The 14,391-nt window shown below is 62.8% G+C and carries 15 protein-coding genes; 6 read left to right on the plus strand and 9 right to left on the minus strand.

Annotated elements, in window-relative coordinates; genetic code table 11:
• Both ACIQ17_RS22175 and coxB read right to left on the minus strand, forming a co-directional pair.
• Nucleotides 1-1,417: cytochrome c oxidase subunit 1 (locus tag ACIQ17_RS22175; protein ID WP_398471310.1), on the minus strand; the 1,417-nt coding region annotated here is incomplete at its 3' end.
• A 104-nt stretch (nt 1,418-1,521) separates the two neighbouring features.
• Entirely contained in the window at nt 1,522-2,367 is an 846-nt protein-coding gene (gene coxB, locus ACIQ17_RS22180; protein WP_398471311.1) for a cytochrome c oxidase subunit II, read from the minus strand.
• Between the two features lie 522 nt (nt 2,368-2,889).
• On the opposite strand from coxB, the gene ACIQ17_RS22185 reads away from it, so the two are divergent.
• Nucleotides 2,890-3,426: an invasion associated locus B family protein gene (locus tag ACIQ17_RS22185; protein WP_398471312.1), complete on the plus strand. Its 537-nt coding sequence runs from the start codon at nt 2,890-2,892 to the stop codon at nt 3,424-3,426.
• 103 nt (nt 3,427-3,529) lie between these two features.
• Here ACIQ17_RS22185 and ACIQ17_RS22190 read toward each other — a convergent pair whose 3' ends face one another.
• The gene (locus tag ACIQ17_RS22190) at nt 3,530-4,720 is read right to left on the minus strand and encodes a PepSY-associated TM helix domain-containing protein (protein WP_398471313.1); all 1,191 of its coding nucleotides are present in this window, start codon (nt 4,718-4,720) and stop codon (nt 3,530-3,532) included.
• Between the two features lie 301 nt (nt 4,721-5,021).
• On the opposite strand from ACIQ17_RS22190, the gene tldD reads away from it, so the two are divergent.
• Both tldD and lepB read left to right on the plus strand, forming a co-directional pair.
• Nucleotides 5,022-6,449 carry a metalloprotease TldD gene (gene tldD, locus ACIQ17_RS22195; protein ID WP_398471315.1) on the plus strand — a complete coding sequence of 476 codons (1,428 nt, stop codon included), beginning with the start codon at nt 5,022-5,024 and terminating at the stop codon, nt 6,447-6,449.
• Entirely contained in the window at nt 6,446-7,222 is a 777-nt protein-coding gene (gene lepB / locus ACIQ17_RS22200) for a signal peptidase I (RefSeq protein WP_398471316.1), read from the plus strand. Before tldD ends, lepB begins: the two co-directional genes overlap by 4 nt.
• 53 nt (nt 7,223-7,275) lie before the next feature.
• Here lepB and ACIQ17_RS22205 read toward each other — a convergent pair whose 3' ends face one another.
• The 5 genes from ACIQ17_RS22205 to ACIQ17_RS22225 all read right to left on the minus strand — a co-directional run bounded on the left by ACIQ17_RS22205 (nt 7,276) and on the right by ACIQ17_RS22225 (nt 10,821).
• Nucleotides 7,276-7,767 carry a DUF6644 family protein gene (locus ACIQ17_RS22205; protein WP_398471317.1) on the minus strand — a complete coding sequence of 164 codons (492 nt, stop codon included), beginning with the start codon at nt 7,765-7,767 and terminating at the stop codon, nt 7,276-7,278.
• 12 nt (nt 7,768-7,779) lie between these two features.
• Entirely contained in the window at nt 7,780-8,139 is a 360-nt protein-coding gene (locus ACIQ17_RS22210) for a DUF6152 family protein (protein WP_398471318.1), read from the minus strand.
• A gap of 35 nt (nt 8,140-8,174) precedes the next feature.
• The gene (locus tag ACIQ17_RS22215; protein WP_398471319.1) at nt 8,175-8,735 is read right to left on the minus strand and encodes a PAN domain-containing protein; all 561 of its coding nucleotides are present in this window, start codon (nt 8,733-8,735) and stop codon (nt 8,175-8,177) included.
• A 121-nt stretch (nt 8,736-8,856) separates the two neighbouring features.
• Nucleotides 8,857-10,227 (minus strand): glutamate--cysteine ligase, encoded by a 1,371-nt coding sequence (locus ACIQ17_RS22220; RefSeq protein WP_398471320.1) that lies wholly within the window; start codon nt 10,225-10,227, stop codon nt 8,857-8,859.
• A 96-nt stretch (nt 10,228-10,323) separates the two neighbouring features.
• The gene (locus ACIQ17_RS22225; RefSeq protein ID WP_398471327.1) at nt 10,324-10,821 is read right to left on the minus strand and encodes a MarR family winged helix-turn-helix transcriptional regulator; all 498 of its coding nucleotides are present in this window, start codon (nt 10,819-10,821) and stop codon (nt 10,324-10,326) included.
• 123 nt (nt 10,822-10,944) lie between these two features.
• Between ACIQ17_RS22225 and gstA the strand changes: the two genes are divergently transcribed.
• Both gstA and ACIQ17_RS22235 read left to right on the plus strand, forming a co-directional pair.
• Complete coding sequence (gene gstA / locus ACIQ17_RS22230; RefSeq protein WP_398471321.1) at nt 10,945-11,559, plus strand: glutathione transferase GstA; 615 nt, start codon at nt 10,945-10,947, stop codon at nt 11,557-11,559.
• Nucleotides 11,560-11,684: 125 nt separating this feature from the next.
• A complete protein-coding gene (locus ACIQ17_RS22235; RefSeq protein WP_398471323.1) occupies nt 11,685-12,683 on the plus strand; it encodes an Hsp33 family molecular chaperone in 999 nt (332 codons plus the stop codon).
• Nucleotides 12,684-12,701: 18 nt separating this feature from the next.
• Here the strand turns inward: ACIQ17_RS22235 and apaG are convergent, their stop codons facing one another.
• Nucleotides 12,702-13,091, minus strand: coding sequence for a Co2+/Mg2+ efflux protein ApaG (gene apaG, locus ACIQ17_RS22240; protein WP_398471324.1), 390 nt, complete (start codon nt 13,089-13,091; stop codon nt 12,702-12,704).
• A gap of 237 nt (nt 13,092-13,328) precedes the next feature.
• Between apaG and ACIQ17_RS22245 the strand changes: the two genes are divergently transcribed.
• Nucleotides 13,329-14,391, plus strand: a 1,063-nt coding sequence (locus ACIQ17_RS22245; RefSeq protein ID WP_398471326.1) for an OpgC domain-containing protein, incomplete at its 3' end; no start/stop codon positions are given.

Raw genomic sequence — 14,391 nt, forward strand, 5'->3', positions numbered from 1 at the left:
CATCCGGGTAGTCGATGTAACGGCGGGGCATGCCGGACAGGCCGAGGAAGTGTTGCGGGAAGAACACCAGGTTGACGCCGATGAAGGTGACCCAGAAGTGGAGCTTGGCGATGAAGTCCGAATACATGTAGCCGAACATCTTCGGGAACCAGTAGTACCAGCCGGCGAAAATGGCGAACACGGCGCCGAGCGACAGCACATAATGGAAGTGTGCCACGACGTAGTAGGTATCCTGCAACACGCGATCGACACCGGCATTGGCCAGCACGACGCCGGTGACGCCGCCGAGGGTGAACAGGAACACGAAGCCCACGGCCCAGACCATCGGCGCCTTGAACTCGATAGAACCGCCCCACATGGTGGCGATCCATGAGAAGATCTTCACGCCCGTGGGCACCGCGATGACCATGGTGGCGGCGACGAAGTAGGCCTGCGTCGCCGAGGACATGCCCACGGTGTACATGTGGTGCGCCCACACGACGAAGCCGATGCCGCCGATGGCGACCATCGCATAGGCCATGCCGAGATAGCCGAACACCGGCTTCTTCGAGAAGGTCGAGATGATCTGCGAGATCATGCCGAAGCCGGGCAGAATCAGGATGTACACCTCGGGGTGGCCGAAGAACCAGAACAGATGCTGGAACAGCACCGGATCGCCGCCGCCTTCGGCCGCGAAGAACGTCGTGCCGAAGTTACGGTCCGTCAGCAGCATGGTGATGGCGCCCGCGAGAACCGGCAGCGACAGCAAAAGCAGGAACACGGTGACCAGGATCGACCACACGAACAGCGGCATTTTGTGCAGGGTCATGCCCGGCGCGCGCATGTTGAAGATGGTGGTGATGAAGTTGATGGCGCCAAGGATCGACGACGCACCGGCGATATGCAGCGACAGGATCGCGAAGTCGACGGCAGGACCCGGATGACCCGAGGTCGAGAGCGGCGCATACATGGTCCAGCCGGCACCGACACCATTGGCGCCGGGCTCGCCTTCCACGAAAGTGGAGATGATGAGCAGCGCGAACGCGGCGGGCAGCAGCCAGAACGACACGTTGTTCATGCGCGGGAAGGCCATGTCCGGCGCACCGATCATCAGCGGCACCATCCAGTTGCCGAAGCCGCCGATCATCGCGGGCATCACCATGAAGAAGATCATGATCAGGCCGTGCGAGGTGACGAAGACGTTGTAGGTGTGCGCCTCGTGGAATATCTGCACGCCCGGATACATCAGCTCGATGCGGATCAGGATCGACATCAGGCCGCCGATCACGCCGGCGCAGATCGCGAAGATAAGGTACATCGTGCCGATGTCCTTATGGTTCGTCGAATAGACGTAACGACGCCACCCGGTCGGATGCGCATGCGCATGATCGTCGTGAGCGTGATCAGTATGAGCCGGTGTTGCCGCGGTCGTTGCCATTTTCAAATCCTGCTTCGTCGTCTTGGCAGTCTTTTCGGACCTCGCGGTCCCCTCGCCCAATTCCTCAAATCAGATCGGCTCGGGGCCTTCCGGCCCCGCGCGCCTCACTGCGCCTGCACCGTCCCGGCCGATGCAAACGTGCTCGACGGGTTGCTGGCGAACTTCTTCTTCGCCGCCTCGATCCAGGCCGCGAATTCCTGCTCGGTAACGACGCGGATCGCGATCGGCATATAGGCGTGGTCCTTGCCGCACAGTTCCGAGCACTGGCCGTAGAACCAACCGGTCTTGGTGGCCTTGAACCAGGTCTCGTTGAGGCGGCCCGGGATTGCGTCGATCTTGATGCCGAAGGACGGCACCGCGAAGGAGTGGATCACGTCGGCGGCCGTGGTCTGCACGCGAACCACCTTGTTCACCGGCACCACCACTTCGTTATCGACGGCAAGCAGGCGCGGCTGCTTGTCCTGGGCCATCAGCGAGTCGAATTCGAACGGGCCATTGTCCGGATAGGAATAGGTCCAGAACCACTGCTTGCCGGTGGCCTTGATGGTCAGGTCGGCTTTCGGAATGTCGAGCTGCAGGAACAGCAACCGGAACGACGGCACCGCGACAGCAACCAGGATCAGCACCGGAATGATCGTCCACGCCACTTCGATCAACGTGTTATGGGTCGTCTTGGACGGGACCGGATTGGCCTTGGAATTGAACTTGACCACCACGACGATGAGCAGCGCCAGCACGAACAGCGTAATGGCGGTGATCAGCCAGAGCAGGAAATTGTGAAACCAGGTGATGTTCTCCATCACCGGCGTGGCCGCTTCCTGAAGCTTGTACTCCCACGGCGCGGGCTGACCCGTCACCTGAGCAAAGGCAGCGCCGCTAACAGCGAGACCGGCCCCAACAACCGCTAACCCCAGCAACCGGTGGCCAAACTGGCCCCTCAGCATCCTCATGCCGCGTGCGCTCCCATGTAAAATCTTACGCATCCCGGTATTTCCCGAGTATGCGGCCCGACCCCCTCTCGAACAAACGGACAAATTGCCCAAGGCAATCGACCAAGGCCCCATAAGCCCGCTCGTTAGAATGCGTCGAAATCCAGCTTCTCAAACCATAATTCTTGACCTGTCGCAATGCAGGAGTGCGGTATCCGGGACTGCATTCGCCGGTATTGCACCAAGGTCGTATTCGCCGCAGCGATTCAGTGACAAATGTCAGTCACCTATGACGGCGCTTGACACCGACGATGCCCGCTTTAGGCACGAAATATGCGATGATCGGGTAAATGATTCGCCACAATCGGCGCGCAAGCAGCTGTCGTGGCCGCCTTCAAGGCGCCGTCATTGCAGTATCATTCCGCGCTCTGGAATTCTTCAGATCGAACAGCGTTCACAGTGCTGCCAAACCCATTGCAGAGACCACTGACCATGAGCCCTGAAGAATCCTGCACCACACACGACCCCGAAGGATCGATCCGGATGAGGCTTTCGACATCGCAGCAGCAGCCGACCACAAGCTGGCGCCGCCTCACGCTCGGTTTTCTGACATTTGCGGCCTTGCTCGCCGCGCCCGTCGCCGCCAGCGCACAAGGCGCCGTGAAGTCGACGCATGGTGACTGGCAGATCCGTTGCGACACCCCGCCTGGCGCACAGGCCGAGCAATGCGCGCTGATCCAGAGCGTTGTGGCGGAAGACCGCTCCAATGCCGGCCTCACGGTGATCGTGCTCAAGACCGCCGACCAGAAGAGCAAGCTGATGCGCGTTGTGGCGCCGCTCGGCGTGCTGCTGCCCTCCGGCCTCGGCCTCAAGCTCGACAATCAGGATGTCGGTCGCGCCGGCTTCGTGCGCTGCCTGCCCAATGGCTGCGTCGCGGAAGTTGTGATGGACGACAAGCTACTCGGCCAGTTGCGCACCGCCAAGACCGCGACCTTCATCATCTTCGAGACCCCGGAAGAAGGCATCGGTTTTCCGCTAAGCCTGAATGGGCTCGGAGATGGCTACGACAAGCTGCCGTAAACGCGCAGGCGTAGCCCGGATGGAGCGCAGCGTAATCCGGGATCTGTAGAAGCAACGGAAACGCCGGTCCCCGGATTGCGCTTCGCTCCATTCGGGCTACAGCCTATTCGCCAGCCACCAGTCCCGCCGCACGGCGGTGATTGCGGCTGGGCCTCGACTGCGCCTTCAACCGCCGGCGCGAGAGATACAGGATGAAGCCGGTGACCGTGAACAGCGGCATCAGCGCGGCCGCGATCATGAACAGGATGCGGCCGACCAGCCCGAACGCCGCGCCGGTGTGGATCTGCAGGACCCGCTGCAAGATGCTGTCGCCGACGGATTTGTCCGCGTAACGCTCGACGGCAATGACGCGGCCGGTGGCGCCATCGATGCGGAAATCGTCGCGGGCCACATCATGCGGCGCGTCCTTGGCCAGCGAGCGCAAGCGCACGGGGCCCGGGCCATTCGGCACCGCGAGATAGACATTGGCGTAGTGACTGCCCTGTTCGGCGAGGAATGTCGCCCATGCGCGATCCAGTGATGGCGTCGCCGCGGCCTCGTCCGCACTCGCAGGCCTGGCGCCACCCTTGGCTTTCGCAGGCGCCTTCGCGGCAACCGGCGGCTTGCTCGACAGCAGCCAGGTGGCACTGGTGCGGTACCAATCGAACGACCACCAGAGGCCAGTCAGAATAATCACCACATAGACCGGCAGCACCCAGGTGCCGACCACGCTATGCAGCGACCAGTGAAAGGCGCGGCCCGGCATCGCCAGATTCGGCTTCAGCCACATCCTGATGCTGCGCACACGACGCGGCCAGCGCAGCACCATGCCGGAAATGAGCAGCACCAGCAGGCCGATCGCCGATACGCCGGTGATCAGGCGGCCATAACCATTGCCATTGCCCGGCAGCAGCAGGAAGCGATGCAGGTTGCGCAGCGTGGCAAAGAGGCCCTCGCCGCTCACAGGCGCAAGGATCCGTCCGTCATAGGGATCGACAAAAACCGACGACCGCTCACCGGCCTCGTTGCGCGCAAAGCGCGCGCGCACCGCAGCGCCCGGCTCGCTCGACAGCAACATCAACTGAACCTGGCCGGCACCGGGCTGGCCTTGCAGCTTCGCCACGATCTGATCCGGCGTCAGCACCGGGGCCGAGCGCAACTCGACCTTCGCCACATCGCGATTGAGCGCGGCCACGATCTCGTCCTCGAAGGACAGCATCGCACCGGTGAGGCCCATCAGACCGACCACCAACGCAATCGCGAGGCCGATGATGGAGTGAACCTGAAGGAAAGCGGATTTGATCGGGGAGGCCATAAGCAGCGGGGATATCAAGCTGGAGGACGAACTGCGTCGGGTCTCAGCGCCCGCTGCGGCAATGACCTACGCTTACCGCACCGCCACAGGGCGAACCACCGCGCCAGTTTGTAATCGCTCCAAACTGGAACCGGAGCCGCGCCGGAAAGCCCCTCCCATTTTGTAACCCCGTACCTATCTTCCCCGGCGAACACCTGTATCGTCCGAGATTACGCCAATGTAAGGCGACCCGATCCCGGGTTGCCGCTACAAGGTGAAACCGCCTTCCGGCGCAGCAATGCCTGCCGTTTTTGGAGCCTGCATGACCAGCCTCGTCACCACCTCCCTGCTCGACCGTGCCAATCTCGACCGCGACGAAGTCCGCCGCGAACTGCTCAGGGGGCTGCAGGGAGCAGACGATGGCGAGTTGTTTCTCGAATACAGCCAGAGCGAGGCGCTCAGCTTCGACAATGGCCGGCTGAAACAGGCGACCTATGACACCGCGCAGGGCTTTGGCCTCCGCGCCGTGAAAGACGACGCAGTCGGTTATGCGCATTCCTCGGATGTCTCGATCCCGGCGCTGATCCGGGCGGCGGACGCCGTGAACGCGGTGCGCGGCGGCTACAACGGCACCTTCGCCGCGGCTCCCTCTCACACGAATGTGAAGCTCTACAACGACGACAATCCGCTCGATGCCCCGGGCTTCGAGGCCAAGGTGAAGCTCTTGGCCGAGATCGACGCCTATGTGCGCGACAAGGACCCGCGCGTGCGCCAGGTCTCGGTCTCGCTCGGCGCGAGCTGGCAGGTGGTGGAAATCATCCGGCCGGATGGCGAGAGCTATCGCGACATCCGCCCATTGGTGCGCGTGAATATCACCGTGGTCGCCGGCCAGGGTGACCGGCAGGAAAGCGGCAGCAAGGGCTATGGCGGCCGCGAGGGCTATGCCCGCTTCATCGAAAGCGCCAACTGGCGCGCCGCCGCCGATGGCGCGCTGCGCGAGGCCGTTGTGAATCTCGACTCGATCCCCGCCCCCGCTGGCGAGATGGACGTTGTGCTTGGCCCCGGCTGGCCCGGCGTGATGCTGCATGAAGCCGTTGGCCACGGGCTCGAAGGCGATTTCAATCGCAAGAAGACCTCGGCTTTCGCAGGCTTGCTCGGCCAGCAGGTGGCCGCCAAGGGCGTCACTGTGGTGGATGACGGCACTATCTCATCGCGCCGCGGCTCGCTCTCCATCGACGACGAAGGCACGCCGACCAACCGCACCACGCTGATTGAGGACGGCATCCTGGTCGGCTACATGCAGGACCGCCAGAACGCGCGCCTGATGGGCATGAAGCCCACCGGCAATGGCCGCCGCCAGGGCTATGCCCATGTGCCGATGCCGCGCATGACCAACACCTACATGCTGGCCGGCCAGCGCGATCCCGCGGAAATCCTCGCTTCGGTGAAAAACGGCATCTATGCCGTGAATTTCGGCGGCGGCCAGGTCGACATCACCTCCGGCAAATACGTATTCCAGTGCACCGAGGCCTACAAGATCGAGAACGGCAAGATCGGCGCGCCGCTGAAAGGCGCGATGATGATCGGCAATGGTCCCACCGACCTGCACCGCATCAGCATGATCGGCAACGATCTCGCCCTCGACGACGGCATCGGCACCTGCGGCAAGCATGGGCAGGGCGTGCCGGTGGGCGTCGGCCAGCCGACGCTGCGCATGGACAAGGTGACGATCGGAGGAACGGGCTCGTGAGCACGGAAACCACGACGGATTCGGCCGGCAGCACCGCCAAGCGCTGGGGTAGCCAGATTGCGCAGATCGCCGCCATTGTCGGCATCGTGTTTCTCGGCAAGGGCGCGCTGGCCGAGCCATTCTACGTCCCCTCCGCCTCCATGGAGCCGACGCTGCTGATCGGCGACGCGCTGCTGGCGACGAAATTCCCCTATGGCTACTCCACCGCCTCGCTGCCGATCCATGTCGCGTTTCCGGAAACGAGCCGCGTCTTCGCCTCGACACCAAAGCGCGGCGATGTGGTGGTGTTTCGCTGGCCCGGCGATCGCTCGCAGGTCTGGGTCAAGCGCGTGATCGGCCTGCCCGGCGATCATGTGGAGTTGCGCGGCGGCCAGGTCTGGATCAATGGCAAGGCTGCCGCCGTGCAGGCCGACGGCATCGGTGCGGCCGAAGACGACAGCGGCAGCTCGGAGCCCGCCCAGCGTTATGTTGAAACACTGCCTGGCGGGGTCGCACATCCGATCTTCAAGCTGCGCAACAACGGCCGGCTCGACAACACACCGGACGTGACCGTGCCACCCGGCCACCTGTTCGTGATGGGCGACAACCGCGATAATTCCGCGGACAGCCGTGTGCCCGTTCGGCAGGGCGGTGTCGGCCTGCTGCCGATGGACAATCTCGTCGGCCGCGTCGATGCCATTGTCGGTTCATGGGACCTCGGCGTCCGCAGCCAGCCGATGACCAACTGGTGGTCCGGCCTGCGTTTTGCGCGGTTCTTCACGGGCGTGCATTGAAGCACCGACCGTAGGGTGGGCAAAGCGGAGCGTGCCCACCCTACGAAAGGTCGTCAGAAATAAGCGATCGCGCGACCGCAGATCGCGACGCTGAGCCAGATCGCCAGCGACGCCAGAGCACCTTGCTTGGCGCCGGCCGGCATCGGCGCAAGCGGCGGCAAGGCAGCGACCTTGGGCATAATGGCCCGCTCGACCCAGACGATATTGAGCAAGCCCAGCACGATCAGCCCGACCTTGATCTGGAACACGCGGTTCAGCACCACATGGCTGGCTTCGGCCGTAAACAGCACGAGGCCGGTGATGATCAGGCCGGCAAAGGCTGCGATCGCAAACTGCCGTGCCTTGCGCAGCAACGGGCCGGGCGCTGTGGCCGAAAGGCCGCCCGCGAGACGCGTGTCCATCACCGCAATGGCCCCGGCGAAGAACACCAGCGCGACGATGTGACCGACATTGGCAAGCATATAGAGCCAGCGCGACTGTCGGATCGCCGCGCCAATGCCAGACGCTTCCATGGCGACGAATAGTGCGGGAGCAGCTTCCGTCATCGGGCGATGCCGCTAGCGCAGTTCGTAAGTCTTGCCGTCGACCGTGATGCGCTCGGCACGCATCTCGTCCTTCTCCACCGTGGACGGATAGCCATAGGCCGACGCCGTCTTGCCGACAGCAACGACGTCGGCCGAAGCGCCGCGCGAGGTCATGCGCGAGGTCGGCGCCAGCGTCACGGTCCACGCCTTGTCGCTGCCCTTGATGACGACGGTGGCATGCGGATTCTCGAATTTCAGGCTCTCGATCGGCCCGGTCACGGTGACCGGCTTGGCGGCGTCATAACTGCCCCAGCCATGATGCGCGACGGCCGCCACCGTGGTGAGAGCCATCAAGGCTGTGCCACCGATGGCAGTGCGGAGAATATGCGTCATCTGTCAGCTCCATTGCTGGCGATTGTCGTCGGGCCTCACCTTACAACGCCTGAAACGAATCCCGGTTTGCGCCGCGGCGGCTTGATGTCGTTTTTCAGGAAGCAGCGGGCACTCTTGCCGGCATAGCCCGGCCGGGCGAAGGTCCAGGCGCGGCATTTGTTGTCGCCCTGGCAGGCATCGCGGCAGACATCGCCGCGCTCGGCCTTGTCGTCGTTCTTCACCTCAAAGGAGCGATAGTCGCCGCCCCAGCGATCGGTCGAGATCTCCACCGGCCCGCTGCGCGGCTCGATGACACCGGCACCGCGAACACCGGAGACGCAGCAATAGCTCTGGATGCGTGGCGGGACCTTATCCTTCAGCCAGCACACGGCGTTTTCGGAATTATCGCTGGGATAATTGAAGCTCCAGGCCCGGCACTTGCGGTCGCGCTCGCAGATCAGCGCGCATTCGGCGGGATCGCCGGACATCGACACCGAACGCTGATAGTCGCCACCCGGCCTGTCGAAATTGGTCTGCGCCTGCGCAGGGGCCGTCATTGCCAGCACCAGCATGGCCAATGCGCCCCAACACGCTCCGAACAGGCGGCTCCTCAACATGCAAACGGGCTTCCGGCTGGTTGTCACAGGGCGATCGACGAGCCCCATTGGAACGCGCAACACCTGTACGCCCGATGAACAGATTGACAGAATCCGCCGACCCAACTCACAAGCGCTTGAGCTAGAAGCAATATTCCTTGTAGGCCGGGGCCACCGAGCCACCCCAGGCGCCATTGAACTTGGCGAGCATTTCCTCCGCCGGAGTCTTGCCGCTGTCGATGATGCGGTCGAGCGGCGCGAGGTGGCGGGTCTCATCCCGGCCATTGGCATCGAGCCTGGCGCGGCGGCGCAGGCCGGCATGGGCGATGGCCAGGCATTCCTTGGCGATCTCGAACAAATAGCGGTCCTTGATCCGGGCCTTGAAGCCGAAGCGTGGCACATCGTCCCGCAGCGCCTGACGTTCCGGAGCGGTCCAGTGCCTCGCGATATCCCAGGCCGCATCGAGAGCGGCATCGTCATAGAGCAGACCAACCCAGAAGGCGGACAGCGCCGGCAGGCGGTCCGAGGTCACGCCATCGGCGCCGCGCATTTCCAGATAACGCTTGAGGCGGACTTCCGGGAAGATCGTCGAGAGGTGATTGGCCCAATCGGACAGTGTGGGCTTTTCGCCCGGCATCTTGTCGTTCTTGCCTTCGAAGAACGCGCGGAACGAGGAGCCGGAGACGTCGATGTAAGTGTCGCCGCGCTTGACGAAATACATGGGAACGTCGAGCGCATAGTCGACCCAGCGCTCGAAGCCCATGCCGGATTCGAAGGCCCAGGGCAGCATGCCCGAACGATTGTTATCGGTGTCGCGCCAGATCTCGGAGCGGAACGAAAGAAAACCGTTCGGCTTGCCTTCGGTGAAGGGCGAATTGGCGAACAATGCGGTCGCCACCGGCTGCAGCGCCAGCGAGACACGCAGCTTCTTCACCATGTCGGCTTCGGAGGAGAAATCGAGATTGGTCTGCACCGTGCAGGTCCGGTACATCATGTCCAGACCATACTTGCCGACCTTCGGCATGTAGTTGGTCATGATCTTGTATCGGCCCTTCGGCATCACCGGGATCTGTGCCCGCGACCATGACGGCGTGAGGCCGAGACCGAGGAAGCCAATGCCGAGCGGCGTCGCCACTTCCCGCACCTGCGCCAGATGTGCCATCAGTTCGGCCTGGGTCTGGTGAACCGTCTCCACCGGCGCGCCCGACAGTTCAAACTGCCCGCCCGGCTCCAGCGAGATCGCACCACCGCCGGTGACATCATAGAGGCCGATGATGTTGCGGCCTTCCATGATCGGCTCCCAGCCGAGCAGATGCTTCATGCCATTGAGCAATGCTTCGATGCCGTGCGAGCCTTCGTAAGGCACGGGCTGATGGCCTTCGAGGGTGAAGGGTGTCTTCTCGTGCTCGGTGCCGATGCGGAATTCATCCGCCGGCTTCACGCCCGCTTCCAGCCATGCCACGAGTTCGTCGCGCGACTGCAGCGGCGTCATATCGAGTTGGTCACGCGCCATGGGAAGTCCAGTTGAAAGGCGCTGCAATCCGATGCGCGCAGTGTCGGGAACGCTGGCATTCCGATCCGGACACCAGCGCAGGGAAAATCTGAAACATCATCGCGCCGGAATGGCGTCTTTGGCGACCGGCGCAGAACCTGCCGGCGTGTCATGGCATGCGCAACCGAGCCGGTCCAGCAGGCCGCACAGCTTTGCTGCATCTGCGTCAGTCAGCTTGGAGCCGACATGCTTCTCGATGGCTACCGCATAGGCGCTGCCCATCTTCTTGTGCAGCTCGCGCCCGGCGGCGGTGATCTCCACGAACAGGCCCCGCTTGTCCATCTCGCATTCGCGGCGCGCGGCCAGGCCCTCGTCAACCAGCCGGTCGATCAGCCGCGAGGTCGAATATTGTGGTATCAGCATCTGCTTTTCGAGCTCAACGGGGCGCAGCTCGCCATTCGGCGCGCGCGACAGCTCCATCAGCGCATCGAACCAGGCGAGCGGCGGAAAGCCGGCGCGCTTCAGATCCTGCTCGACACAATCCAGCACCCGGCTCTGCACCCGCATCAGGCGGATCCAGGCCGCGGAGGCCTCGGTGGAAGGTTTACGTTTCATCACACAGTCCAAATGGTGGCTTATCCTAGCCACTTGATGCATCTGCATCAATCTTGACTATTCCATGCCGTTGCATTTAGTCACGCCCCGGCGTTACCCCAACGTCCTTAAGGAGAAATTTCGATGAAGCTGTATTATTCGCCCGGCGCCTGCTCGCTGTCGCCGCATATCGCACTTCTCGAAGCCGGCCTGCCCTATGATCTCGTCAAGGTCGACCTCCGAGCCAAGAAGCTGGAAAACGGCGACGATTTTCTCGCCGTCAACCCGAAGGGCCAGGTGCCCGCACTGGGTCTCGACAACGGCAAGGTGGTAACCGAAGGCCCGATCATCGTTCAGGTGATCGCCGACAAGGTGGCTGCCAAGAATCTCGCGCCGGCCCGCGACAGCGAGGAACGTTACGCGTTTCTTGAGACCCTGAATTTCCTGACCAGCGAGCTGCACAAGAACTTCTCGCCGCTGTTCAACCCGACCTTCTCGGACGAGGTGAAGGGCTTCTTCCGCGACCGCCTTACCGGCAAGTTCAAGTATCTCGATGGCCGCCTCGCGGACCACGACTACCTGATGGGTGGTCAATTCACCGTCGCTGATGGCTATCTCTTTACGATGCTGCGCTGGGCCGACGCCCACAAGCTCGACCTCTCCGCGTTCAAGAACCTGATGGCCTATAAGGACCGCGTCGCCGCGCGTCCGAAGGTGCAGGAAGCGCTGGAGAAGGAAGGCCTGTTGAAGGCCGCCTAAGCAGCGCCGGCGAACGATTTGGAAAGGGCCGGCAACGCGCCGGCCCTTTTTGTTCGGCTATCCCCGCAACGCACGGGTTCCCGAAGGCCCTTTCACTTTGCGCTCTTTGCCCCCACATAGGCCCCATGACCTCATCCCCCGATTTCAGCACCCAGCCCGACACCCCGATGCGCGCGCCGTCTTCCGTCCCGGTCGATGATGCAGTGCTGCCGTTCGACGTGGCTCCGCTCGATCTGCGCGGGCGGCTGACGCGGCTTGGGCCTGCGCTCGACGAACTCCTCTCCAAGCACGATTACCCGACGCCGGTCGCAAAGCTGCTCGGCGAAGCCATTGTGCTGACCACGCTGCTTGGCTCGGCGCTGAAATTCGACGGCCGCTTCATTTTGCAGACCCAGACCGATGGTCCGGTGTCGCTGATGATCGTCGACTTCCGCGCACCCGATCGCATGCGTGCCTATGCGCGTTTCGATGCCGAGCGCCTGAAGGACGGACTGTCGTCTGCCGAACTGCTCGGCAAGGGTCATCTCGCGATGACCGTCGATCAGGGGCCGGACATGAGCCGCTATCAGGGCATGGTCGCGCTCGACGGCGGCACGCTGGAAGACGCCGCCCATGAATATTTCCTGCGCTCGGAGCAGATTCCGACCAAGGTACGCCTTGCCGTCGGCGAGGAGTGGCGTGGTGGCGAAGGCGGCCCGACCCATGGCTGGCGCGGCGGCGGCATGCTGCTGCAATTCCTCCCCAAGGCCTCGGACCGCGCGCAACGCGATCTCCATGCCGGCGACGTGCCGGAAGGCGCCAATGTCGATGTCGTGCCGGAGGATGACGCCTGGGTCGAAGGGCAATCGCTGATTTCGACGGTCGAGGATGTCGAACTGATCGATCCCGATCTGTCTGGTGAAAGGCTGCTGTTCCGCCTCTTCCACGAACGCGGGGTCCGCGTCTTCGCGCCGACGCCGTTGCAGGCCAAGTGCTCCTGCTCGCGCGAGGCCGTGTCCGGCATGCTGAAGGGCTTTGACCCGCAGGATCGCGCGGACATGGTCGAGAACGGCAAGGTCGTGGTGACCTGCGAGTTCTGCTCGTCGGTCTATGAATTCACGCCGGAAGAAGCCGGCGTCGAGTAACGCCCTGACAGGCGGGTTTTAGTTCAATACCCGCCTGTTCGGCCCATCCAGCGAAAACAGCGGCACGTCGATCTCGAACGGCTCACCCTGGTCGGTCACCATCTGATAGGTACCTTCCATGAATCCCGATGGTGTCGGCAGCGGTACGCCCGACGTATATTCGAAGCGCTCGCCGGGGCCGAGCACCGGCTGCTCGCCGACCACGCCCTCGCCGCGCACTTCCTGCATCTTCCCCGAGGCGTCGGTGATGATCCAGTGCCGCGTCTTCAGCTGCACGGTCTCCTTGCCCGCATTGGTGATGACGATCGTATAGGACCAGAAGAACTGCTGTTTTTCTGCCGACGAACGGTCGGGCATGAAATTGGGTTCGACGGTAACTTCGATCTGACGGGTGATGGCGCGGTACATGGGATGTCATCGATGCAAGAGACGAGTTCAGCAACATAGCGGAAAAAACGAAGCGGCCAAATACCGTTGCCGCGCGAAATCGGCATCCCCGTTTGAACACAGTTCGTGCCTATCGCGTTCCCCGTTGTTACGATCCGCGACGGATCGCCTCACGAAATCGTCTCGCCATGAATTGACTTGCGATACCGTGGCGAAGCGGTTCTTTCTGCCTGGTCGATATTCGTTGTGCGGTGTTGAATGACCTCTGTTGCCGATCCGATTGCCGGACCTGCACATGCCGATGCGCCCAGAGCTGCGGCTCGCGCCACTTCGCGCGCAGAGCCTCCGCCGACCGTCACGGCCTTGAACGAGCGCGAGTTGCGGCTCGATCTGTTCCGCGGTCTTGCGCTCTGGCACATCTTCATCAACCATCTGCCGTCGAACCTTGCGACCTGGGTCACCCTGCGCAATTACGGCTTCAGCGACGCCACGGAGATGTTCATTTTCATCTCCGGCTATACGGCCGCATTCGTCTATGCCCGCGCGATGCAGGAACAGGGCACGCTGGTTGCCAGCGCACGCATCTTCAAGCGCGTCTGGCAGATCTATGTCGCCCATGTCTTCCTGTTCACGATCTTCCTCGCGGAAATCTCCTACGTCGCCACCCGCTTCCAGAATCCGCTTTACTCGGAAGAAATGGGCATCCTCGACTTCCTCAAGGAGCCTGACGTCACCATCGTTCAGGCGCTGCTGCTGCGCTTCCGTCCGGTCAATATGGACGTGCTGCCGCTCTATATCGTGCTGATGCTGTTCCTGCCGCTGATCCTGTGGTTGATGCGGCGCCGTCCCGATCTGACGCTGGGCCTGTCGGTGCTGCTCTATGCGCTGACCTGGGAATTCGACCTGCATCTCACCGCCTATCCGAGCGGGGCGTGGGCCTTCAATCCGTTCGCGTGGCAATTGCTGTTCGTATTCGGCGCCTGGTGCGCGCTGGGAGGCGCCAGGCGCATGGCGCGAATCCTCAACTCGACAGCCATGCTCTGGATCTGTGTCGCCTATCTGCTGGGGTCATTCTGGGTGACGCTGACCTGGCACATCCCGCAAATTCATCATCTGCTGCCCAAATTGCTGGAGCAGTGGATGTATCCCATCAACAAGCCCGATCTGGACGTGCTGCGGTTTGCCCATTTCCTGGCTCTTGCGGCGCTCACCGTCCGGTTCCTGCCGAAGGACTGGCCGGGCCTGAAATCCATCTGGCTCCGACCGATGATCCTGTGCGGCCAGCATTCGCTCGAGATTTTCTGTATCGGCGTATTCCTGT

The organism is Tardiphaga sp. (assembly GCF_044340795.1).
In the GTDB taxonomy this organism is placed as follows: Bacteria; Pseudomonadota; Alphaproteobacteria; order Rhizobiales; family Xanthobacteraceae; genus Tardiphaga.

Coding starts and splice junctions, on each gene's coding strand:
- coxB (WP_398471311.1), bottom strand. CDS start 2,367: ATGAGGATGCTGAGGGGCCAGTTTGGCCACCGGTTGCTGGGGTTAGCG.
- ACIQ17_RS22185 (WP_398471312.1), top strand. CDS start 2,890: ATGAGGCTTTCGACATCGCAGCAGCAGCCGACCACAAGCTGGCGCCGC.
- ACIQ17_RS22190 (WP_398471313.1), bottom strand. CDS start 4,720: ATGGCCTCCCCGATCAAATCCGCTTTCCTTCAGGTTCACTCCATCATC.
- tldD (WP_398471315.1), top strand. CDS start 5,022: ATGACCAGCCTCGTCACCACCTCCCTGCTCGACCGTGCCAATCTCGAC.
- ACIQ17_RS22205 (WP_398471317.1), bottom strand. CDS start 7,767: ATGACGGAAGCTGCTCCCGCACTATTCGTCGCCATGGAAGCGTCTGGC.
- ACIQ17_RS22210 (WP_398471318.1), bottom strand. CDS start 8,139: ATGACGCATATTCTCCGCACTGCCATCGGTGGCACAGCCTTGATGGCT.
- ACIQ17_RS22215 (WP_398471319.1), bottom strand. CDS start 8,735: ATGTTGAGGAGCCGCCTGTTCGGAGCGTGTTGGGGCGCATTGGCCATG.
- ACIQ17_RS22220 (WP_398471320.1), bottom strand. CDS start 10,227: ATGGCGCGTGACCAACTCGATATGACGCCGCTGCAGTCGCGCGACGAA.
- ACIQ17_RS22225 (WP_398471327.1), bottom strand. CDS start 10,821: ATGAAACGTAAACCTTCCACCGAGGCCTCCGCGGCCTGGATCCGCCTG.
- gstA (WP_398471321.1), top strand. CDS start 10,945: ATGAAGCTGTATTATTCGCCCGGCGCCTGCTCGCTGTCGCCGCATATC.
- ACIQ17_RS22235 (WP_398471323.1), top strand. CDS start 11,685: ATGACCTCATCCCCCGATTTCAGCACCCAGCCCGACACCCCGATGCGC.
- apaG (WP_398471324.1), bottom strand. CDS start 13,091: ATGTACCGCGCCATCACCCGTCAGATCGAAGTTACCGTCGAACCCAAT.